Genomic DNA, 20754 nt, shown 5'->3' with positions numbered 1-20754 from the left:
GGGTCCTGTGGGCCGCCTCACCGCCCAGACCCCCCGATGTCACCCCGCGTAGCCGGTCAGACCCGTTGTGGTGGGTGTCCTGCGTCACTTCCGGCCCCCGAATCGAAGGAAACGGGCGCGTCGAACGCGGCTTTCCGAGTCGCCCGGCGCAGCGCCCTCAGCAGGGTGCCCCCGAGGGTGAGCGTCAGTACGACCGTCAGCGCGGCCCGGCCCAGGTCCCAGCCCACCGAGGTCGCCAGGCAGTACGCGGCGAAGCGCGCCAGGTTCTGCGGCACCGGGTCGCCGGGGTGGAAGGAGATCCCCTGCCCCATGCCCTGCAGGAGCACCCACCCCTGCAGGTTCATGACCGTGCCGTACGCGAAGGAGCCCAGGAACCCGTACGCGGCGAGCATCGCCAGCTCGGCCCGCCCCCGGATCCTCTCCGGCCCCGGCAGCAGCCCGGCGCCCAGCGAGAACCAGCCCAGAGCCAGCATCTGGAACGGCATCCACGGCCCGACCCCGCCCGTCAGCAGCGCGGACGCGAACATCGTGACGGAGCCGAGGACGAAGCCGAAGCCGGGACCGAGGACGCGGCCGCTGAGCACCATCAGGAAGAACATGGGCTCCAGGCCGGCCGTGCCCGCGCCCAGCGGCCGCAGCGCCGCCCCCACGGCGGCGAGCACCCCGAGCATGGCGACGGCCTTGGAGTCCATGCCGTTGTCGGCGATGGTCGCGATGACCACGGCGACGAGGAGGGGGAGCAGCGCGGCGAACAGCCACGGGGCGTCCTGGGAGTGGGCCAGGCCGGACTGGCGGTCGGCGAGCAGGGGCCAGCCGAAGGCGGCGATGCCGATGAGGGTGACCAGGACCAGGGCCGCGGCGGCGCGGGGGCCGATGCGGACGGGGCGGACGGGGCGGACGGGGCGCGTTCGGGGAGTCGTCACGGGGTCGTCTCCAGGGCGGCGGCGACCTGGGACACCGTGAGCCAGTGGCCCGGGGCCAGGATCTTCGCCACCTGGGGCGCGAAGGCGGGTGAGGAGACGACGACCTCGGCCGTCGGACCGTCCGCGACGATCTCCCCGCCCGCCAGGATGACCACCCGGTGGGCCAGCTCGGCGGCCAGCTCCACGTCGTGCGTCGCCAGGACGATGGCGTGGCCGTCGGCGGCGAGACCGCGCAGGGTCTCCACCAGACGGGCCTTGGCCGCGTAGTCCAGACCGCGGGTCGGCTCGTCGAGGAGGAGCAGGGCGGGGCGGGCGGTCAGGACCAGGGCGAGGGCGAGCGTGAGGCGCTGGCCCTCGGACAGGTCCCGGGGGTGGGTGTCGTCCGGCACCCCGGGCAGCAGGGCGCCGACCAGGGCGCGGCAGGTCCCGGCGGCCGCCCCGGCGTCGGCGTCGGCGGCGGCGCACTCGGCGGCGACGGTGTCTGCGTAGAGGAGGTCGCGGGGCTCCTGCGGCACCAGGCCGACCCGGAGGACCATCTCCGGGGGCGGGGTGCGGTGCGGGGTGCGGCCGCCGACGGTCACCTGGCCGGTGGAGGGGGCCAGCGTGCCGGTGAGGGCGGCCAGGAGGGTGGACTTGCCGGCGCCGTTGCGGCCCATGAGGGCGATGGTCTCGCCGGGGGCCACCTGGAGGGTGACGTCGTGGAGGACCTCGGTGCGGGCTCGGCGTACGCCGAGGTTCCTGGCGGAGGCGGCGGGGGGCGCGTCCGCCGGGCCGGCGGGCCCTGCGCCCTGCGGCGTCGGACGGCGTCCGGCCAGTCGGCGGAGCCGGGCGAGGGGGCCGGTAGCGGTCGCCGCAGCCGGGTCCGTAGCCGGGGCCTGAGCTGCCGGTGCGGGGGGTGCCGCTGCGCGGGGCTGGTCCCCTACCCGCCCTTCCACCGTTCCCCGGGCTGCGCCCGGACCCCTCCTGGGGGCTCCGCCCCCAGACCCCCGCGCCTCAAACGCCGGCGAGGCTGGAATTTCGCTACGCGAAATCCAGTCCGCGCGGCGTTTGAGCGCAACGGGGTCCGGGGCAGAGCCCCGGTCTTTCAGCCTCGCCGGCGCTTGAGGCGCGGGGTCAGGGGCGGAGCCCCTGGGAACGGTGGAAGGGCGGGTAGGGGACTCGCCCCGCGCAGCGGCGACCCCGCCGCCCGGCTCCGACACGCGGCCCGCGGTGGGCGCGCCCGGCAGATCCGGCCCGCCCGGCAGCCCCGGCAGGGGGGCGGTGGAGAGGCGGTCGTGGAGGGGGGCGGACAGCCGGCGGGCGTCGCGGATCGAGAGGGGGAGCGGGGTCCAGCCCGCGAGGCGGCCCAGGGAGACCACCGGGGGGTGGACCGGGGAGACGGCCATGATCTCGGCCGGGGTGCCCAGGAGCGGGGGCTCGCCCGGGGACGGGAGGAGCAGGACGCGGTCGGCGTACTGGACCACCCGCTCCAGGCGGTGCTCCGCCATCAGCACCGTCGTGCCCAGGTCGTGCACCAGGCGCTGGAGGACCGCCAGGACCTCCTCCGCCGCCGCCGGGTCCAGCGCCGAGGTCGGCTCGTCCAGGACCAGTACCCGGGGGTGTGTCGTCAGGACCGAACCGATCGCCACCCGCTGCTGCTGGCCCCCGGAGAGGGTCGCGATCGGGCGGTCGCGGAGTTCGTTCAGGCCGAGCAGGTCGAGGGTCTCCTCCACCCGCCGCCGCATCACCGCCGGAGCCAGGCCCAGGGACTCCATCCCGTACGCCAGCTCGTCCTCCACCACGTCCGTCACGAAGTGGGCCTGCGGATCCTGCCCGACCGTGCCCACCACGTCCGCCAGCTCCCGCGGCATGTGCGTACGGGTGTCCCGGCCCGCGACCGTCACCCGCCCGCGCAGCGTCCCGCCCGTGAAGTGCGGGACCAGCCCGGACACGGCCCCCAGCAGGGTCGACTTGCCGACCCCCGACGGGCCGACCAGCAACGTCAGCTCACCCTCCGGGAGGGTGAAGTCCGCGTCGCGGAGGGACGGCCGCGGGGCGCCGTCGTACGTCACCGACACCTGCTCGAAGCGGATCAACGGGAGGACTCCTCGGAAGGTACGGGGGCCACGAAGGCCGGAAGCAGGCCGATCAGGACCGCCGCCGCGGGCCACAGCGGCAGCGCGGGCGCGACCAGCGGGACCACGCCCGGCCGCAGCCCCTCCGGGTCCGCCGACGCCGCGTGGACCAGCAGCGCCGCGACCGCCGCGCCCGAACCGGCGACCAGCCAGGCCCGCACCCCCCACCGGTCCGGCCGGTACCGGGTGCGGATGCTGCGCCGCCCGCCGAGCCGCAGCCCCGCGAGGGCCAGCACGAGGCCGATGCCGAGCACGGGCAGCCCGTACACGGCACCCTCCGCCGCGAGCAGCCCGTACGTGCCGGCGCACATGCCGAGCAGCCCGCCCAGCGTCAGGGCGTTGGTGGTGTGCCGTACGGCCGGCGGGACCTGCGCAGTACGCCCGTAGCCGCGCGCGTCCATCGACGCGGCGATGGCGACGGAACGTTCCAGGGCGCCCTCCAGTACCGGAAGACCGATCTGGAGGACGGCCTTCACCCCGCCCGTGGGGCGCCCGCGCAGCCTGCGGGCGGTCCGCAGGCGGGCCACGTCGGCGACCATGTTCGGCGCGAACGTCATGGCCACGACGACGGCCACGCCCGCCTCGTAGAGGGCCGCGGGCAGTGACTTCAGCAGCCGCGCCGGGTTGGCGAGGGCGTTCGCCGCGCCCACGCAGATCAGCAGGGTCGCCAGCTTCGCGCCGTCGTAGAAGGCGAAGACCAGCTGCTCGGCGGTGACCCGGCCGCCGAACCGGATGCCCTGCGCCCATGCGGGCAGCGGGACCTCCGGGAGGGTGAAGAGGGTGTGCGTGCCGGGGATCGGGGAGCCCAGCAGCACGGAGAAGACCAGCCGCAGCCCGATCACGAACAGGCCGAGCTTGACGAAGGCCCCGTAGGAACGCGCCCACGGCGCCTGCGTCCGGCGCGCCGCCACCACGTACCCGGCGACGCCGACGATCAGCCCGAGCAGCAGCGGGTTGGTGGTCCGGGACGCGGCGGTGGCCAGCCCGAGGGCCCACAGCCACCAGGCCCCCGCGTGCAGGGCGTTCCCGCGCCGTGCCTCGGGGGCCCGCCAACGCCCCCGGCGGTCGTACGCGGACCCGTGCGCGGGACCCGGCCGCCCGGCCGCACCGTGCCCGGCCGGGGGTACGTCGGCACGTGCCGCGCCGTGGGTGGGCCGCGGCGTCATCGCCTGCGGCGGCGGGACTGCCAGACGGCGGCGGAGCCCAGGGCGAGGACCGCAGCGATGCCCAGGAACAGGCCGGCCGAGGGGCCGCTGCCCGTGGAGCCGGAGCCGGAGCCCGAGTCCGAGTTCGGGTCCGGGTCCGCCGAAGCGGAGGCCGGCGGCTTCGGCTGCTGCGCGTCCTCGATGGGCTCGCCGCAGCCCGTCCTCGGGTAGCCGGAGATCCCGCACAGCAGCGCCGCGCCGTTGTAGCGCAGCGGCTTCGCCACCTCCGCCAGCGCCTCGGCCGCCGTGGCCGCGGGCGCCAGCTGCGCGCAGGCCGTGCGCGGGCCGCCCTGCGGCGGGGTCTCGCCGGCGGGGGCGTCCTCGGGCACGCCGAAGTCGATGACCAGTGCCACCCGCTTCTTCCCCTCCGCCGGGGCGGTGCCGCCGCAGACGGCCTCGAAGTCGGCGGCGGCGCGCGGCTGGGCCGCCTCGGCGGAGGCGTCCTTGCTCACGGAGAAGCGGAACCCGAGCGTGGCACCGTCCGCGGGGCGGGCCGTCGAGGGGCCCTGGGTGGCGTATGCCCAGCGGCCGCCCGCACCGTCCCAGAACGACCAGTAGCGGTAGCTCGCCGCCAGGGCGGGGGAGGCCGCGAACAGGGTCAGCACCAGGCCCAGCACGGCCAGGACGCCCGTGAGCGCACCGGCCGCCGCGCGGGTGCGGGTGCGGGTGCCGCGGCGGGTCACAGCTGCTTCTTCCGGCGGCCGCTCAGCAGGATGCCGATGCCCATGCCGGCCGCGGCGCCCGCGCCGATGATCCACCAGAGGTTCTGGCCGCCGGAGCCCGGCTTCTGCTCGCCCTCCACCTTCTGCGGCTCGGCGTCCGGCGCGGCCGGGGCCGGGCCCGTGGCGTTCAGCGCCGCCACCAAGTCGACGCCGCCGAAGGCCTTCGGGTCGGTGCCCGTCGCGTGGGCGGTCAGGACCAGGGTGGCCAGCGCGGCCGGGTTGCGGTTGGCCCACGCGGTGGAGTTCTTCTGCAGCCACTCCAGGGCGCCCGCCGCCGCCTGCCGGTGCCCGGCCGCGGCCAGGGCGATCACGGCGTCGGCGGTGTTGCCGGTGTCGGCGGTGGGCTGGTCGGCGCCCGGGGTGACGGCCGTCAGGTGGCCGTCCTTCTTCAGCGCCTCGGCCAGGTAGCCGGCCGCGCCCTGGGCCGCGCCCGCCGGGTCGGCGGAACCGGCCGGGCAGGCCAGCGCGGCGGCCGCGGTGTCCGTGGCGGCCGGCTCGACGACGATGCCCTTGCCCAGGGCGGCCAGCGCGGCGGCGGCCGTGGCGTCGGCGTTCGCGGCGAGCTTGCCGTCGGCCGGCTGGTACCCGAAGGCACCCCGGTCGGAGGCCGGCTCGGCGGAGCAGCCGAGCTGGAAGGAGAGCAGGCCGTCGTACGCGGACTTGCCGGCCTTCGACTTCACCTCGGCGGGCTTCTCGCCCGCCGCGGCGAGCGCGCTGATCACGATGGAGGTGGAGCTGCCCTCGCTGGGGGAGCCCGGCACGTAGGCCCAGCCGCCGTCGTCGTTCTGTACGGACTTCAGCCAGTCCGTCGCCTTCTTGACCTGCGCGTCCTTGCCGCCGAGGACCTTCAGGGCCTGCACGGCGACGGCCGTCGCGTTGGTGTCGTACATCGTCTTGTCGTCGCAGGCCACGGCCGCGTCCGCGCGGAACGAGGCGAAGCCGCCGCTCGCGCACTGCTGTCCGGTGAGCCAGTCCACGGCCTGCGGGGCGGGCTTCAGGCCCACCGTGCGCTGCGCGATCAGCGCGAGGGACTGGCGCCACACCCCGTCGTACGTCGGGTCGGCCTTGCCGAACAGGCCCGACGGGACGACCGGCGGCGCGGACGGCGACGGCGTGTCGGCGAGGGCGGCGGGGGCGGCACCCACGCAGAGCACGGCGGATGCGGCGAGCGCGGCTGCGCTGCGGCGGACGTTCATGGCGGGGCGGGTGCCTCTCGTACGGGGGGCGGGAGACAGGCACGCGCAGGCACCGGGCTCCGGCTCCGTTTACCTCGACGGTGCCGGCCGCCGGAAGCCCCGGCGGCACGAGCCGCGCACCTCCGGTACGGGGCATTCCGGCTGCCGTCCCGCGTTCTGCGGGCCGGGTTCACGGTTGCGGGTCAGCGCCGGATTCGCACCGGCTTCCCCCCATACGGATGTGTGGACGACGGCCTCACTCTACCGGCCCGTAGCCCCCGCGCCCGGTGGCACGGGAGCCCGTACGAACGGCCCCGGCCCGTGCCGGGCGGCGGCTACAGCGCCCGGTACGCCACCGGGTCCGTGCCCGGCACCGCCTCCGCCCGGCCCTGCTTCACCAGCCTCCGCAGATGGGCCTCCGCTTCGGAGACGGCGATGTTCCGGGAGCCGTACGGGATCTGCTCCCAGGGCCGGTTCCACTCCATCCGCTCCGCGAGCCCCCAGGGGGTCAGCGGCTCGGCCAGCAGCCGCCACAGCCCGGTCAGCCGCTCCTCGTGGTGCTCCAGCAGCTCCCGTACGCGGGCGGGCGCGTCGGTGAAGGCGTGCTGGTGGGCCGGGAGCACCTCGGCGGGCGCCAGGCGGCCGACGCGTTCGAGGGAGTCGAGGTAGTCGCCGAGCGGGTCGGTGACCCGGGTGTCCTCCGGGGCCTCGTACAGGCCGATGTGCGGGGAGATCCCCGGCAGGAGGTGGTCGCCGGAGAAGAGCCGGCCGTTGCCGGGGAGGCCGGCGGGGTGCCGCTCCTCCAGGTGCAGGCAGACGTGGCCGGGAGTGTGCCCGGGGGTCCAGACCGCGCGGAGCCGCCGCCCGGGGAGGGGCAGCAGCTCGCCCGGGACGATCTCCCGGTCGGGCACGGCGGCGCTGAGCCCGGGCAGGGTACGGACCCGGCCGCTCGCCCGGGCCGCGCGGAGCGGGGCGACGTGCTCCTCGGGCGCCCCGGCGGCGGCCAGCTTCCCGCTCATGTAGTCGAACCAGACACCCGGCTCGGCGGAGCGGGTCCGCAGGACGACCTCGGTGTCGGCGGCGTGCATCGCGATCCACGCGCCCGACGCCTCCCGCACCTGCCCGGACAGGCCGTGGTGGTCGGGGTGGTGGTGGGTGATGACGACCCCGTGCACGTCGGCGACGGCGATGCCGAGCGCGCCGAGGCCGGCGGTGAGGGTGTCCCAGGAGGCGGGGTCGTCCCAGCCGGTGTCGATCAGGACGGGCCCGGCGTCGGTGTCGAGGACGTGGACGAGGGTGTGGCCGAGCGGGTTGTCGGGGATCGGGACCTGGATGGCGTGGACACCGCCGCCGTGGTCGGTGACCTGTGGCACGACCTCTGGCACGACCTCTGGCATGACCTCTGACACGGGTGCTCCCTGGCTGACTCGATCCACTGATCCGCTCTGGCGAGAACGTGTTTCAGTAGTAGCCCAAGTCGACTGGTTTCCAAAAGTCCTGACTGGTCGTCGGATCGTCGGGAGGTCCGTCCCGACCGTGGACTCCTCGAACTAGAACTGGTATCAGTTCTGCGACATCGGTGAGATCGTGCGCAGCCCCTGGAGGCATCGGACATGACCGAGCTCGTGGAACACGGCCAACTGTTCATCGGCGGGGAATGGACCGATCCGCTGGGCACCGGCACCATCCGGATCGTCTCCCCCCACACCGAGCAGGTCATCGGCAGCGTCCCGCACGCCTCCGAGGCGGACGTGGACCGCGCCGTGGCCGTCGCCCGCAAGGCCTTCGACGAGGGACCCTGGCCCCGCCTGTCCCTGGACGAGCGGATCGCCGTCGTCTCCCGCATCAAGGACGCCATCGCCGTCCGGCACGAGGAGATCGCCCGCTCCATCAGCTCCCAGAACGGCTCCCCGTACTCCTGGAGCGTCCTCGCCCAGGCGCTCGGCGCGATGATGGTCTACGACTCCGCCATCAAGGTCGCCGCCGCATACCCGTACGAGGAGCGCCGTCAGGGCGCGCTCGGCCCGATCCTCGTACGCCGCGAACCCGTCGGGGTCGTCGCCGCCGTCATCCCCTGGAACGTCCCCCAGTTCGTGGCCGCGGCGAAGCTCGCGCCCGCGCTGCTCACCGGCTCGTCGGTGATCCTCAAGCCGTCACCCGAGGCCCCGCTGGACTCCTTCATCCTGGCGGACATCGCACGGGAGGCCGGGCTGCCGGAGGGCGTGCTGTCCATCCTGCCCGCCGACCGGGAGGTCAGCGAGTACCTGGTGGGGCACCCCGGCGTCGACAAGGTCGCCTTCACCGGCTCCGTCGCCGCCGGCAAGCGGGTCATGGAGGTCGCCGCCCGCAACCTGACCCGGGTCACCCTCGAACTCGGCGGCAAGTCCGCCGCCGTGATCCTCCCCGACGCGGACCTGGCGGCCACCGTGGCGGGCATCGTCCCCGCCGCCTGGATGAACAACGGCCAGGCGTGCGTGGCGCAGACTCGGATCCTCGCCCCGCGCAGCCGGTACGAGGAGGTCGCCGAAGCCCTCGCGGCGGCCGCCGGCGCCCTCGTGGTCGGCGACCCGCTGGACCCGGCGACCCAGCTCGGGCCGCTCGTCGCGAAGCGGCAGCAGCAGCGGTCGCTGGACTACATCCGGATCGGCCAGGAGGAGGGCGCGAAGGTCCTGGCGGGCGGCGGCCGCCCGGCCGGCCTGGAGCGGGGCTGGTACGTGGAACCCACCCTCTTCGGCGACGTCGACAACTCGATGCGGATCGCCCGCGAGGAGATCTTCGGCCCGGTCGTGTGCCTGATCCCGTACGGGGACGAGGCGGAGGCCGTACGGGTGGCCAACGACTCGGAGTTCGGGCTGAGCGGCAGCGTCTGGACGGCCGACGTGGAGCACGGCATCGACTTCGCGCGCCGCGTGCGCACCGGCACCTTCAACGTGAACACCTTCAGCCTGGACATGCTGGGTCCGTTCGGCGGCTACAAGAACAGCGGCGTGGGGCGGGAGTTCGGCCCGGAGGGACTGAGCGAGTACCTGGAGCACAAGATGATCCACCTCCCGGCGGGTGCGTGATGGGGGAGGGCGGGGACCGGTGGCAGGTTGAAGTCGACCGGGGGGTCTGCATCGGCTCGGGCATGTGCGTGACCCACGCCCCCGACGCCTTCACCCTCGACTCGGCCCGCCAGTCCCACCCCCGGTCGGCGGAGACGGACGCCAACGAACCCACCCTGACGGCCGCCGAGGGCTGCCCGGTGGAGGCCATCCTCATCACCTTGTCGGCGACGGGGGAGGCGGTGTTCCCGCCGGAGGAGTGAGGGGCGGGGGCCGGGTGAGCGGGATCCCCTCGGGCGGTCTCAGAGCTGGTTGGGGGCTTCCCGTCAGTCCCATCGTCCTTCCGTGTCGTGCCGGCCTGTCAAGGGCGCTCCTTCGTCGCGTCACTTCGTGATCGCCTTCGGCGACCCTTGACAGGCCGTCCCGCCCCGGAAAGCCGAAAGACTGCCGGGAAACCCCCAAAGAAACGGCACGGTCGATGGTTGGAGGGACGGGTCTCTCGGCGATGGGCGAGGGGCCGGGCGTCGGCCCGCCGGGCATCCGGGCCCGCCCAGTCCCGATCCCGGACCAGGGGCGCGACTACCCGCACGAGAGGTCGATCAGAGCCCCTGGGAAGCCCCCAGGCGCGACAGATCGCTACGCGCTCCTCGAATCTCAGCGTCCGACGACCGCCTGTGGCCGATACCCGCACCAGAGGGCGAAAAGAGCAGCCCAGGGAGCCGACAGGCGCGACAGATCGCTACGCGCTTCTCACGTTTCGGCGGCTGGCGGCCGTCTGGGGCTGGTTTCACGGGTGGATGAGGGCTTCGAGGGCTTCGCGGGCGGAGAAGGACTCGAAGAGGCGGACGATCGGTCCCTGGGCGGAGGCCAGGACGGCGTAGTGCTCCGGGATGAGGGAGAGGTCGCCCCATGGCTCCTCGACATGCGCGCGGGTCAGGAGACGGCCGGAGCTGTGCCGGATCCAGGGGACGACGAGGAAGTCGGCCAGTTCCGGGAGGGTGGCCAGGGGCGTCGTGGTGGGGCGTTCGACGAGCTCGACGGGGCCGGGGAGGCCGTCGCCCCGGCAGGCGAGGAGGCGGGAGGCGATGTCCCGCCGCACGCCCCAGGTCTCGGCTATGACGGATATCTCCGCCCGCATGGTCTCGCTGATGGCCACCTGGTGTTCCAGGAGCCCGCCGACCAGGAGGTCGAGTCCGGCCTCCTGCTCGCCGATGTCCCAGCACACCTGGACCTCGTAGCCCTCGCCGTCGGGCAGGACACTGACGAAACGGCTCCATACATCAGCTTCAGCGATCATCCGGAGAGGCTACGTCCATTTCTCGCCTGAGAGACTACGCGCCTGTCTATCAAGGGAGTTGTGATGCAGGTAGCCGTTGTCACCTTCGACGGATTCAACGAACTCGACAGCTTCATAGCCTCTGCGCTGATCAGCAAGGCCGGCCTCAAGGCCTACATCACGACGCCCACCCCCGTGGTGACCTCGATGAACGGTGTCGAGGTGACCGGGCAGCGGTCGATGGACTTCGTGGCCGAGGCCGATGTCGTACTCATCGGCAGCGGTGTGAAGACGCGCGACGTGGTCGCCGACGACCGGCTGCTCTCCATGCTGCCGCTCGACCCCTCCCGACAGCTGATCGGTTCGCAGTGTTCCGGTGCGCTGGTCCTCGCGAAGCTCGGGCTGCTGGGCGACATGCCGGCCTGTACGGACATGACGAGCCGCCCGTTCGTCGAAGCCGAGGGCGTGACCGTCCTGGACGCCCCCTTCCACGCCGAGGGGAACATCGCCACCGCCGGCGGCTGCCTGGCGTCCCAGTACCTCGCCACCTGGGTCATCACCCGCACCCTCGGCGAGGAGGCCGCGCGCGCCGTCATCGACTACGCCGGACCGGTCGGTGAGAAGCTCGAAACCGTCGAGCGCTCCCTCCGCGCCGTCCGCGCCGGTGAGGCCGCGATGACCTCCTGAGTGCGGACACCAGCCCCAGACGGTCGTCGGACGCGGAGATTCGAGGAGCGCGTAGCGATCTGTCGCGCCTGTCGGACCCCCAGGTTGATCTCTTCGCCCTCTGGTGCGGGTATCAGCCCAAGGCGGTCGCCGGACGCTGAGACGAGAGAAGCGTGTAGCGATCTGTCGCGCTTGGGTGGTCTGGAGGTCGCTCTGGTCGACCTCTCGTGCGGGTAGCCGGGCCACGGCTCGGAATCTCGACTGCTGAGGGCCCGGATGCCCGGGGGCCAGCCCCTGGCCCCTCGACTGGTCCCTGAGGGACCCGTCCCTTCTCCTCTGGACCGTGCCGTTTCTTTGGGGGTTTCCCGGCAGTCTTTCGGCTTTCCGGTTCGGGCCGGTCGGTCAAGGGTGGCCGAAGGCCATCGCGTAGCGACGCGACGAAGGAGCGCCCTTGAGGGACCGGGCCGAACCGGAAGGACGATGGGACTGACGGGAAGCCCCCAACCAGCCCTGAGGCCGTCCGAGGGGACCCCGCCCCCACCCCCGACCCGCCGAGATCAGGCCTTTCCGGGCCGAGTCCCCCGCCCCGTCCCGGCCGCGGCCGCGGCCCCCGGCCCCGCCCCCGTGAGGTCGATCAGCCGGCACACCGTCTCGATGTCGATCTTCACCTGGGCGATGGACGCCCGGCCCGAGAGCCAGGTGATCAGGGCCGAGTGCCAGGTGTGCTCGATGACCCGGACCGCCGAGAGCTGTTCCGCCGTCGGCGGGGCGTCGAGGCCCATGGCGTCCAGGATGATCGCGGTCGTCAGCCGCGAGACCGTGTCCACCTCGGGGGACACGCTCCGGTCCGCGAAGGTCAGGGCGCGGACCATGGCGTCCGCGAGGTGCGGCTCGCGCTGGAGGGCGCGGAAGGCGCGCATCAGGGTCTCCGCGACCCGGGCCGCCGGCTCCTCGCCCGCCGGGGGGCGCTTGCGCAGGGTCGTGTGCATGTGCTGGAGCTGGTCCTGCATGGTGGCGACCAGCAGGTGCACCTTGGACGGGAAGTAGCGGTACAGGGTGCCCAGTGCGACGTTCGACGACTCGGCGACCTCCCGCATCTGCACGGCGTCGAAGCCGCCCCGGCTGGCCAGCTGCGCGCTCGCGTGCAGGATCCGACGGCGGCGCGCCTCCTGGCGCTCCGTCAGGGGAGGCGTCACGGTCTTCGCTTCCGCTGTCATGTGTCCCGTTCCTGGCGTTCCGTTTCCTGGCGTTCCGTGTCGCTGCGGGGGCTGATTCCGGGATGGTCCGGGGGTCAGCATGTCAGGCGTCCGAGCCGTGGCGCGAATCACCTGCTCCGCCTCTTACGGTGTGGTTTCCGGCCGGTAGATTCAATGGTCTTCAGAGGATCAACTCTGAAACTTGTTCTACATTATCCGAGCGGTTACGCTCCGGCGAAAGTGCAGGGAGAAGGGGGCCGAGAGTGTCCGCAGAGGCCATGGTGGCGAGCCCTTTCGCGGGTTCCGCCACCGACGGCGACCGCCCGTTGCGCATCGCACTCCTCACCTATAAGGGGAACCCGTTCTGTGGCGGCCAGGGCGTCTACGTCCGGCACCTCTCGCGGGAGCTGGTGAAGCTCGGGCACTCCGTCGAGGTCATCGGCGCGCAGCCCTATCCGGTGCTGGACACCGGGGCCACGCTCACCGAGCTCCCGAGCCTGGACCTGTACCGCAGCCCCGACCCGTTCCGCACCCCCAAGCGCGACGAGTACCGGGACTGGATCGACGCCCTGGAAGTCGCGACGATGTGGACCGGCGGCTTTCCCGAGCCGCTGACGTTCTCGTTGCGCGCCCGGCGACACCTCCAGGCCCGCGCGGGCGAGTTCGACGTCATCCACGACAACCAGACCCTCGGCTACGGCCTGTTGGGCGACCTCGGCGCGCCCCTGGTGACCACCATCCACCACCCCATCACCGTCGACCGCAAGCTGGACCTCGCCGCCGCGAAGGACCGCAAGAAGCGCGCCTCCGTGCGGCGCTGGTACGCGTTCACGCGCATGCAGGGCCGGGTGGCCCGCCGCCTGCCCTCCGTGCTGACGGTCTCGGGCTCCTCGCAGCAGGAGATCGCCGAGCACCTCGGGGTGCGCGACGACCGCATCCACGTCGTGCACATCGGCGCGGACACCGACCTCTGGTCGCCGGACCCGTCCGTCGCGGAGGTTCCCGGGCGGATCGTGACGACCTCCAGCGCCGACGTCCCGCTCAAGGGGCTCGTCCACCTCGTCGAGGCGCTCGCCAAGCTCCGTACCGAGCGCCCCGACGCCCACCTCGTCGTCGTCGGCAAGCGCGCCGAGAGCGGGCCGGTCGCCCGCGCGATCGAGACGTACGGGCTCCAGGACGCGGTGCGGTTCGTCAAGGGCATCACCGACGCGGAACTCGTGGACCTGGTGCGCAGCGCCCAGGTCTCCTGCGTGCCCTCCCTCTACGAGGGCTTCTCGCTCCCGGCGGCCGAGGCCATGGCCACCGGCACCCCGCTGGTCGCCACCACCGGCGGGGCCATCCCCGAGGTGTCCGGCCCCGACGGGGAGACCTGCCTGGCCGTGCCGCCCGGTGACGCGGGGGCGCTGGCCGGTGCGCTGGGCAGGCTGCTGGGCGACGCGGAGCTGCGCGCCCGTCTGGGGGCCGCCGGCCGGGAGCGGGTGCTGACCCGGTTCACCTGGGCCAAGGCGGCCGAGGGCACCGCCGCGCACTACAGAGCCGCCATCGCGCAGGCCGCCGCCGCCCGGACCCGGTGAGCGGCGCGCCCCGGGGCCGCGAGCACCATCCGCACATACCCGTAGTACCCGTAGTACGCGTAGCACCCGCATGACCCGTATCAACTGCTCCACCCGCACCACCCTTCACCCCCGTGACCGCGAAGGCAGGACCCCGTGCTGACCGTCGATTTCTCCCGGTTCCCGCTCGCCGCAGGCGACCGTGTGCTCGATCTGGGCTGCGGCGCAGGCCGGCACGCCTTCGAGTGCTACCGGCGCGGCGCCCAGGTCGTCGCCGTCGACCGCAACGGCGAGGAGATCCGCGAGGTCGCCAAGTGGTTCGCCGCCATGAAGGAGGCCGGTGAGGCGCCGGCCGGCGCCACCGCCACCGCCATGGAGGGCGACGCGCTGGCCCTGCCCTTCCCGGACGAGTCCTTCGACGTCGTCATCATCTCCGAGGTGATGGAGCACATCCCCGACGACAAGGGCGTCCTCGCCGAGATGGTGCGCGTGCTCAAGCCCGGCGGCCGGATAGCGGTCACCGTCCCGCGCTACGGCCCGGAGAAGATCTGCTGGGCGCTGTCCGACGCCTACCACGAGGTCGAGGGCGGCCACATCCGCATCTACAAGGCGGACGAGCTCCTCGCCAAGATGGAGGCCGCCGGCCTCAAGCCGTACGGCACCCACCACGCGCACGGCCTGCACTCCCCGTACTGGTGGCTCAAGTGCGCCTTCGGCGTCGACAACGACAAGGCGCTGCCGGTCAAGGCGTACCACAAGCTCCTGGTCTGGGACATCATGAAGAAGCCCCTCGCGACCCGGCTCGCCGAGCAGGCCCTCAACCCGGTCATCGGCAAGAGCTTCGTGGCGTACGCGACCAAGCCCCACCTGCCCGTCGGCGCAGCCGGCTCCGCCCAGTGAGCTCGCCGGAGCGCACCGTTCCCGAGCACCTCGTCCTGGACGGCGTGCTGACCGCCGAGGAGGCGGCGCGGACCGTCGAGGGGATCCTGGCCGTGCAGCGCGCGGACGGGGCCATACCGTGGTTCCGCGGCCACCACCTCGACCCGTGGGACCACACCGAGGCCGCGATGGCCCTGGACACGGCGGGCGAGCACGAGGCGGCCGAGCGGGCCTACGCGTGGCTGGCCCGGCACCAGAACCAGGACGGCTCCTGGTACGCGGCGTACGCGGACCGGCCCGACGGCGTGGACACGGCCGCGCCGCAGGACGCGGGCCGGGAGACGAACTTCGTCGCCTACATAGCCGTCGGCGTCTGGCACCACTACCTGGCCACCGGCGACGACACCTTCCTGGACCGGATGTGGCCGGCGGTCGTCGCGGCCGTCGAGTTCGTCCTCGCGCTCCAGCAGCCGGGCGGCGAGATCGGCTGGAAGCGGGAGGCGGACGGCACGCCCGTCACCGACGCCCTGCTGACCGGCTCCTCCTCCATCCACCAGGCGCTGCGCTGCGCGCTGGCCATCGCGGACCACCGCGGCGACCCGCAGCCGGACTGGGAGCTGGCGACGGGTGCGCTCGCGCACGCGATACGCCGGCACCCGGAGCGGTTCCTGGACAAGGACCGCTACTCGATGGACTGGTACTACCCGGTGCTGGGCGGGGCGCTGTCCGGGCCGGAGGCGAAGGCGCGCATCGAGGGGCGCTGGGACGAGTTCGTCGTCCCGGACCTGGGGGTGCGGTGCGTGCTGCCGAACCCGTGGGTGACGGGCGGGGAGTCCTGTGAGCTGGCGCTGACCCTGTGGGTGATGGGGGAGTCGGACCGGGCGCTGGAGGTGCTGCGCTCGATCGGGCACCTGCGCGCCGAGAACGGCATGTACTGGACGGGGTACGTCTTCGAGGACCGGGCGGTGTGGCCGGTGGAACAGACGGCCTGGACGGCGGGTTCGCTGCTGCTCGCGGTGGCGGCGCTGGGCGGGGACGAGGCGACCGGGGAGGTCTTCGGCGGGCTGGCCCTGCCGGCGGGCCTGGAGCCGGACTGCTGCCGTTGAGCTGCCGCTCCTGAACCGGGCGCTGAGCCCGGAGCTTCGTTCCCGGCCCCGGCCGGCCGTACGCCCCGGCCGGCCCCGTGCGCCGGGGGACCCCCGAACGGGTCCCCCGGGTGGTGGTGCCCGGTGCCCGGGGTGAGGCTGCGGGGGACACCTCAGTCCCCGGAGGCAACCGTGGCCGTACCCGCAACCGTCCGTATCCGTCGAGCCCTCACGGCGGTGGTGCTGTCCACCGCGCTGCTGGCCGGTGCCACCGCGTGCGGCAGCGGTGGCGACCGGGGGCAGCGGGAGGAGATCTCCTCGGCCGCCGCCCAGGAGCTGGCGGTCCTGGCCGTGGCGGAGCCGGACGCGGCCGCGGCCGACGAGCTGGCCGCGGCGACGCCCTCACCGACGACCCCGGCCGAGAAGCAGAAGTTCGCCAAGACGCGGTTCGTCGCCAATGCGGGGCTCGCGGCCGGGGCGACGTACCAGTGGATCGTGAAGCCGTACCGCGAGGGCAAGTTCAAGAAGGGCGCGAAGGGGCGCACGTTCGCGCTGATCAAGGCGGGTCTGGCGGGCGCCTTCGCGTACAACCGGCTGAAGGCGGCCGCGGAGAACGCCAAGGGCGACCCGCTGCTGTCGAAGGCGATGGGCCCGCTGACGGCGGGCATCGAGTCCCTCAAGGGGCTGGCCACCAAGCTCCGCAAGGGTGAGGCGGGCGACGCCGACATCGACGCCTTCGACAACGTCATCAACGGCGTCAAGGAAGCCGGCAAGAACGCGGGCGCCGTGGTCACCGACAAGGTGCCGAGCACCTCGCAGCTGACCGGCTGATCCGGCCGCCTGTTTGAATGGCCGGTGTGATCGAGTTCCTGTTCTTCGCCCTCGCGGCGGCCGGCCTGGGCTGGCTGCTGCGCCGCAAGCAGCGTCAGCGGACCGCGGCCGGCAGCCCCGCCGGGATCCCGGGCATGGCCCGGACCCCGGCGGGCGGCGGCCGCTGGCGTTCCGGCCGGCTGTACGCGGACCAGGGCGCCGCCCGCTGGCAGCCCGGCCGGGGTCCGGCCGTGTCCCTGGCGGGCGCCCGGGCCACCGGCGTACGGGTGCCCTCCGTACGGGAGGGCATCTCCATCAACCCGGGCTCCCGGATCGTGGCCTGCGCCCTGGAGGGCGGGGGGACGATGGAGATCGCCGTGATGCCGCTGGACCTGCGCGGGCTCCTGGACGCCGTGCCGGAGGCGACGGAGCGGCCGGAGCAGAAGGACCGGACGGACCGGACTGACTAGACCGGGTCGGGCATGGGGAACCAGTCGGTCCAGCTGCCGTCGTGGTGGCGGGTCTTCACGAAGCGCCAGCCGTCGTTGCCCTCGACGGAGAGGCTGAACTGCCAGGGGTCGCCGCCGCTGAAGCGGTCGATGACGACGATCTCGCTCCTGGCGGTGCCGCCCATGGACGACCAGTGGGTCCAGTCGCCGTCGGAGTCGGTCCAGCGGGTCCACACGGCGTTGTCGGTGCCGACCAGGAACTGCTGCTTCCCGCCGTCGGGGAGCTTGTGCTTGGTCACCCCGTACTGGCAGATGTAGATGCCGCCGCCGCCGGCCTTGCAGTGGTCGGCGGCGTCGGCCGGAGCGGTGGCCAGGGCCAGGCCCGCGACGGTGGCGGCCGCGAGGACGCCCGCCTTGATCCGGTTGGTGCTGATGGCTGTTCCCCTTTGTGGAGCTGTGCGTCGGTGGTCGTGCACCATGCTCCGGCGCGGGGCAAACGCTTCGCTAACGTACGGCTGCTCAGCCGTTCAGCTCCGCCAGCACCCGCAGGGTGTGCGGGTCCGGGGCCGTGACCAGCAGGTCGGTGACGGGGCCCTTGCGCCACAGTTCCAGCCGCTCCGCGATCCGCTCGCGCGGGCCGACGAGGGAGATCTCGTCCGCGAACGCGTCCGGGACGGCGAGCACCGCCTCCTGCCTGCGCCCGGCCAGGAACAGCTCCTGGACGCGCCGGGCCTCGGCCTCGTAGCCCATGCGGCCCATCAGGTCGGCGTGGAAGTTGCGGGCCGCGTGGCCCATGCCGCCGATGTAGAAGCCGAGCATCGCCTTGACCGGGAGCAGCCCCTCGGCGACGTCGTCGCAGACCTGGGCGCGGGCCATCGGGGCGATCATGAACCCGTCGGGGAGGTCCGTCAGCGAGGCCTGGTAGACGTCGGTGCGGGTGGGCGACCAGTAGAGGGGGAGCCAGCCGTCCGCGATGCGGGTGGTCTGGGCGATGTTCTTCGGGCCCTCCGCGCCCAGCAGCAGCGGGAGGCCGGCGCGCAGCGGGTGGGTGATGGGCTTGAGGGGCTTGCCGGTGCCGGTGCCGTCGGCGCCCCGGTAGGGGTGGCTGTGGAAGCGGCCGTCCAGGGTGACGGGGGCCTCGCGGCGCAGCACCTGGCGTACGACGTCCACGTACTCCCGGGTCGCGGTGAGCGGGCTCGCGGGGAAGGGGCGCCCGTACCAGCCCTCCACCACCTGGGGGCCGGAAAGGCCGAGGCCCAGCATCATCCGGCCGCCGGAGAGGTGGTCGAGGGTCAGGGCGTGCATGGCGGTGGCGGTCGGGGTGCGGGCGGCCATCTGGGCGATGGCGGTGCCGAGCCGGATGCGGGAGGTGTGCGCGGCGATCCAGGTGAGCGGGGTGAAGGCGTCGGAGCCCCAGGCCTCGGCGGTCCACACCGAGTCGTAGCCGAGGCGTTCGGCTTCGGTGGCGAGGCCGAGGTGGGCGGGGCTGGGCCCGCGGCCCCAGTAGCCGAGTGCGAGTCCGAGGCGCATGTACGGTCCCCTCCGCAGGCCTGATCTGACGATGTGTCAGCTGATGTGATGTCAGGCGACTGTAGGGCACGCGCGTCCCGCCGGGAAGTGCGGCGGCCCCCCGCCCGGGTGGGGGCGGGGGGCCGTGGACCGTGGCGCGGGGCCGGGTCAGCCGCGCTGGATGCCCGAGGTGTCGTTCAGGACGCCGCGGCGGCCGTCCTGGGTCTGTGCCACCAGCGCCGACGGGCCGCGCTGGTCGACGGCCAGGTACCAGGTGCCCGGCGCCAGCTCGGCGACCGGGACGGGGGAGCCGTCCTCGCCGTAGAGGGGCCGGGCCACCGGCACCGCGAACCAGAACGGCGTGAAGTCCGCCGCCGGGGCCGGCGCCGCCTCCTGCGGTCCGGGCGCCGGGGTGCCCCCGTACGGCGGGACCGGCTGCGGGGTGGTCCCGTAGCCCTGCGGCTGCTGCTGGCCCGGGTAGCCGTAGCCGGTGCCGGGCTGGCCGCCGTACGGCTGCGGGGCGGCGGGACGCGGCTCGGGCACCAGCGGCCCGGCCAGCGCCGGGATCTTCGTACCGGCGACGGCGACGCCCGCCAGGGCGAGGTTGGCGAGGAAGGCGATGATGCTGCCCGCGCCCAGGTCCCACTTGGACGGGCAGGTGATCAGCGACCACAGCGAGGCCCAGGCCGCCGCCACGGCCAGTACGGTGCCCCACGCCGTCAGGGTCAGGTTCCCGAGCTTGCGGCCCTCGGGCTGGAACCGGGCCCCGATCAGCAGCCCGGCGGCGATGAAGCCGGTCAGGAAGACGGTCGGCAGCGCCAGCCCGAAGAAGTCCGTGTCCCACGCACTCGGGAGGTCCAGGAGGGTGGCGGAGTAGAAATCGAGGAACGAGGCGATGAACAGCAGGACCGCTGCTCCGATCACCACGCCGTCACCTCGCGTGAGGGAGCGGATGTTCACGTCTGGGGGTGTCCTTCTCGGTCTTGGCTGGGGCGAGCGGGCGCCCCCATGGTACGGAGCTTCGCGCGGCCGAGAGGATCGGGGCGGCGAGCCGCCCCGGGACGACTGACCCGTGAACTACCCGCCCAGGAAGCCGGTGATGCCGTCCGCGATCCCCTGCGCCGCCTTCTGCCGCCAGTCCGGACTCATCAGCTGCGCCGCGTCCTTGTCGTCACGCATGTTGCCGCATTCGAGGAACACCTTCGGCCGGGTCGAGAGGTTGAGCCCGCCCAGGTCGTCGCGGACCACCAGCCCGGTGCCGCTGCCCAGGTAGTTGGCGGGGGAGGAGCCGGTGGCGCGGCCGAAGTTGCTCGCGATGCGTTCGCCGAGGTCCCGGGAGGGGCCGACGATCTTCGCGGTGTCCGCCGCGCCGCCCTTGACCCGGGCCGGGAGGATGACGTGGAAGCCCCGGTTGCCGGCGGAGGCGCCGTCGGCGTGCACGGAGACGACGGCGTCGGCCGCCGCCTCGTTCCCGATCCGGGCCCGCTCGTTGATGCAGGGGCCCCACGGGCGGTCTCCCTCGTGGGTGAAGACCACCTTGGCGCCCTTGGCCTCCAGCAGGGCGCGCGCCCGGCGGGAGACGTCGAGGGAGAACTCCGCCTCCATGTAACCCGAGTTGGTGGTGGTGCCGGTGGTGTCGCACTCCTTGCGGCTGGTGCCGATGTCCACCTGCTTGTTGATCTCGGCGGAGTGCCGGAAGTTGCCCGTGTTGTGGCCGGGGTCGATGACCACGGTCCGGCCGGTGAGCGGGCCCTTCGCGGGAGCGCCGGCCCCGGTGGGGCTCTGGGCGGGGCTCGCGGCGGGCGTGCCCGGGCCCGGCGTCGGGGAGGCGCTGGCCTTGGCGTCCGACCCCGCCGTCGTGTGCGAGGCGGCGAGCGGCATGCCCCCGGGCTGCCGCCCGCCGGACTCGGAGCCGGTCAGGACCTGGGTCAGCACCCAGCCCGCCAGACAGGTCGGGGCGAGCGCCGCCAGCGCCACCGTGAGGGCGGGCCGGCGCGCGAACCAGGGCCGGTCCGGGCTGATCGAGGACCGGGACTCGGGAAGCGGGGGGCTGTCGTCGTAGCGCACGTCGCGATGCTAGAACGCCCGCGCGGGCCCCGTACGGACCATGGGCCATCCGGGGGCGTGGTGTGATTGTCGTCTTATGCC

Annotated in this window: 20 protein-coding genes; 8 read left to right on the top strand and 12 right to left on the bottom strand. The window is 73.7% G+C overall.

Translation table 11 applies throughout. The features are described 5' to 3' along the window. Window positions 1-56: 56 nt before the first annotated feature. From AC07A6_RS12945 to AC07A6_RS12920, 6 genes are all read right to left on the bottom strand, one after another. A complete protein-coding gene (locus AC07A6_RS12945) occupies window positions 57-923 on the bottom strand; it encodes an ECF transporter S component (RefSeq protein ID WP_478777120.1) in 867 nt (288 codons plus the stop codon). Beyond that, complete coding sequence (locus tag AC07A6_RS12940; RefSeq protein ID WP_478777119.1) at window positions 920-2998, bottom strand: ABC transporter ATP-binding protein; 2079 nt, start codon at window positions 2996-2998, stop codon at window positions 920-922. Before AC07A6_RS12940 ends, AC07A6_RS12945 begins: the two co-directional genes overlap by 4 nt. Beyond that, on the bottom strand, window positions 2995-4203 hold the full coding sequence (locus AC07A6_RS12935) for an energy-coupling factor transporter transmembrane component T family protein (RefSeq protein ID WP_478777118.1): 1209 nt from the start codon (window positions 4201-4203) through the stop codon (window positions 2995-2997). Before AC07A6_RS12935 ends, AC07A6_RS12940 begins: the two co-directional genes overlap by 4 nt. Continuing rightward, the gene (locus AC07A6_RS12930; RefSeq protein ID WP_478777117.1) at window positions 4200-4925 is read right to left on the bottom strand and encodes an SCO2322 family protein; all 726 of its coding nucleotides are present in this window, start codon (window positions 4923-4925) and stop codon (window positions 4200-4202) included. The genes AC07A6_RS12935 and AC07A6_RS12930 overlap by 4 nt, the downstream gene beginning before the upstream one ends. Further along, entirely contained in the window at window positions 4922-6160 is a 1239-nt protein-coding gene (locus AC07A6_RS12925) for a prenyltransferase/squalene oxidase repeat-containing protein (protein WP_478777116.1), read from the bottom strand. Before AC07A6_RS12925 ends, AC07A6_RS12930 begins: the two co-directional genes overlap by 4 nt. 314 nt (window positions 6161-6474) lie before the next feature. After that, window positions 6475-7536, bottom strand: coding sequence for an MBL fold metallo-hydrolase (locus AC07A6_RS12920; protein WP_478777139.1), 1062 nt, complete (start codon window positions 7534-7536; stop codon window positions 6475-6477). Between the two features lie 216 nt (window positions 7537-7752). On the opposite strand from AC07A6_RS12920, the gene AC07A6_RS12915 reads away from it, so the two are divergent. Continuing rightward, the gene (locus tag AC07A6_RS12915) at window positions 7753-9204 is read left to right on the top strand and encodes an aldehyde dehydrogenase (RefSeq protein ID WP_362474361.1); all 1452 of its coding nucleotides are present in this window, start codon (window positions 7753-7755) and stop codon (window positions 9202-9204) included. Next, window positions 9204-9446 (top strand): ferredoxin, encoded by a 243-nt coding sequence (locus AC07A6_RS12910; RefSeq protein WP_362474364.1) that lies wholly within the window; start codon window positions 9204-9206, stop codon window positions 9444-9446. Before AC07A6_RS12915 ends, AC07A6_RS12910 begins: the two co-directional genes overlap by 1 nt. Window positions 9447-9970: 524 nt before the next feature. Here the strand turns inward: AC07A6_RS12910 and AC07A6_RS12905 are convergent. Further along, a complete protein-coding gene (locus AC07A6_RS12905) occupies window positions 9971-10480 on the bottom strand; it encodes a hypothetical protein (RefSeq protein ID WP_386275868.1) in 510 nt (169 codons plus the stop codon). A 63-nt stretch (window positions 10481-10543) separates the two neighbouring features. Here AC07A6_RS12905 and AC07A6_RS12900 point away from each other — a divergent pair, with 63 nt between their 5' ends. Further along, complete coding sequence (locus AC07A6_RS12900; RefSeq protein ID WP_362474987.1) at window positions 10544-11146, top strand: DJ-1/PfpI family protein; 603 nt, start codon at window positions 10544-10546, stop codon at window positions 11144-11146. Window positions 11147-11682: 536 nt separating this feature from the next. On the opposite strand, the gene AC07A6_RS12895 is transcribed toward AC07A6_RS12900, so the two are convergent. Next, window positions 11683-12342 (bottom strand): TetR family transcriptional regulator, encoded by a 660-nt coding sequence (locus tag AC07A6_RS12895; protein ID WP_478777115.1) that lies wholly within the window; start codon window positions 12340-12342, stop codon window positions 11683-11685. A 242-nt stretch (window positions 12343-12584) separates the two neighbouring features. Between AC07A6_RS12895 and AC07A6_RS12890 the strand changes: the two genes are divergently transcribed. The 5 genes from AC07A6_RS12890 (at window position 12585) to AC07A6_RS12870 (ending at window position 17118) form a co-directional block, all read left to right on the top strand. Then, on the top strand, window positions 12585-13895 hold the full coding sequence (locus AC07A6_RS12890) for a glycosyltransferase family 4 protein (protein ID WP_478777114.1): 1311 nt from the start codon (window positions 12585-12587) through the stop codon (window positions 13893-13895). A 135-nt stretch (window positions 13896-14030) separates the two neighbouring features. After that, entirely contained in the window at window positions 14031-14774 is a 744-nt protein-coding gene (locus AC07A6_RS12885; RefSeq protein WP_125604759.1) for a class I SAM-dependent methyltransferase, read from the top strand. Beyond that, window positions 14771-15859, top strand: coding sequence for a prenyltransferase/squalene oxidase repeat-containing protein (locus AC07A6_RS12880; RefSeq protein ID WP_386274828.1), 1089 nt, complete (start codon window positions 14771-14773; stop codon window positions 15857-15859). Before AC07A6_RS12885 ends, AC07A6_RS12880 begins: the two co-directional genes overlap by 4 nt. 237 nt (window positions 15860-16096) lie before the next feature. Further along, window positions 16097-16669 (top strand): hypothetical protein, encoded by a 573-nt coding sequence (locus tag AC07A6_RS12875; RefSeq protein ID WP_478777138.1) that lies wholly within the window; start codon window positions 16097-16099, stop codon window positions 16667-16669. Between the two features lie 26 nt (window positions 16670-16695). Then, window positions 16696-17118: a hypothetical protein gene (locus tag AC07A6_RS12870; protein WP_478777113.1), complete on the top strand. Its 423-nt coding sequence runs from the start codon at window positions 16696-16698 to the stop codon at window positions 17116-17118. On the opposite strand, the gene AC07A6_RS12865 is transcribed toward AC07A6_RS12870, so the two are convergent. From AC07A6_RS12865 to AC07A6_RS12850, 4 genes are all read right to left on the bottom strand, one after another. After that, window positions 17115-17576, bottom strand: coding sequence for a hypothetical protein (locus AC07A6_RS12865; protein ID WP_362473407.1), 462 nt, complete (start codon window positions 17574-17576; stop codon window positions 17115-17117). The genes AC07A6_RS12870 and AC07A6_RS12865 overlap by 4 nt on opposite strands. 40 nt (window positions 17577-17616) lie before the next feature. After that, window positions 17617-18627, bottom strand: coding sequence for an LLM class F420-dependent oxidoreductase (locus AC07A6_RS12860; RefSeq protein ID WP_478777112.1), 1011 nt, complete (start codon window positions 18625-18627; stop codon window positions 17617-17619). Between the two features lie 147 nt (window positions 18628-18774). Next, on the bottom strand, window positions 18775-19566 hold the full coding sequence (locus AC07A6_RS12855) for a DUF5336 domain-containing protein (RefSeq protein WP_362473413.1): 792 nt from the start codon (window positions 19564-19566) through the stop codon (window positions 18775-18777). A 117-nt stretch (window positions 19567-19683) separates the two neighbouring features. Then, window positions 19684-20673 (bottom strand): N-acetylmuramoyl-L-alanine amidase, encoded by a 990-nt coding sequence (locus tag AC07A6_RS12850; RefSeq protein WP_362473417.1) that lies wholly within the window; start codon window positions 20671-20673, stop codon window positions 19684-19686. Window positions 20674-20754 lie beyond the last annotated feature (81 nt).

Source organism: Streptomyces sp. NPDC044002 (assembly GCF_056434525.1).
Note: the sequence above shows the minus strand (reverse complement) of the source record. Positions and strands in the feature narration are given on the sequence as shown.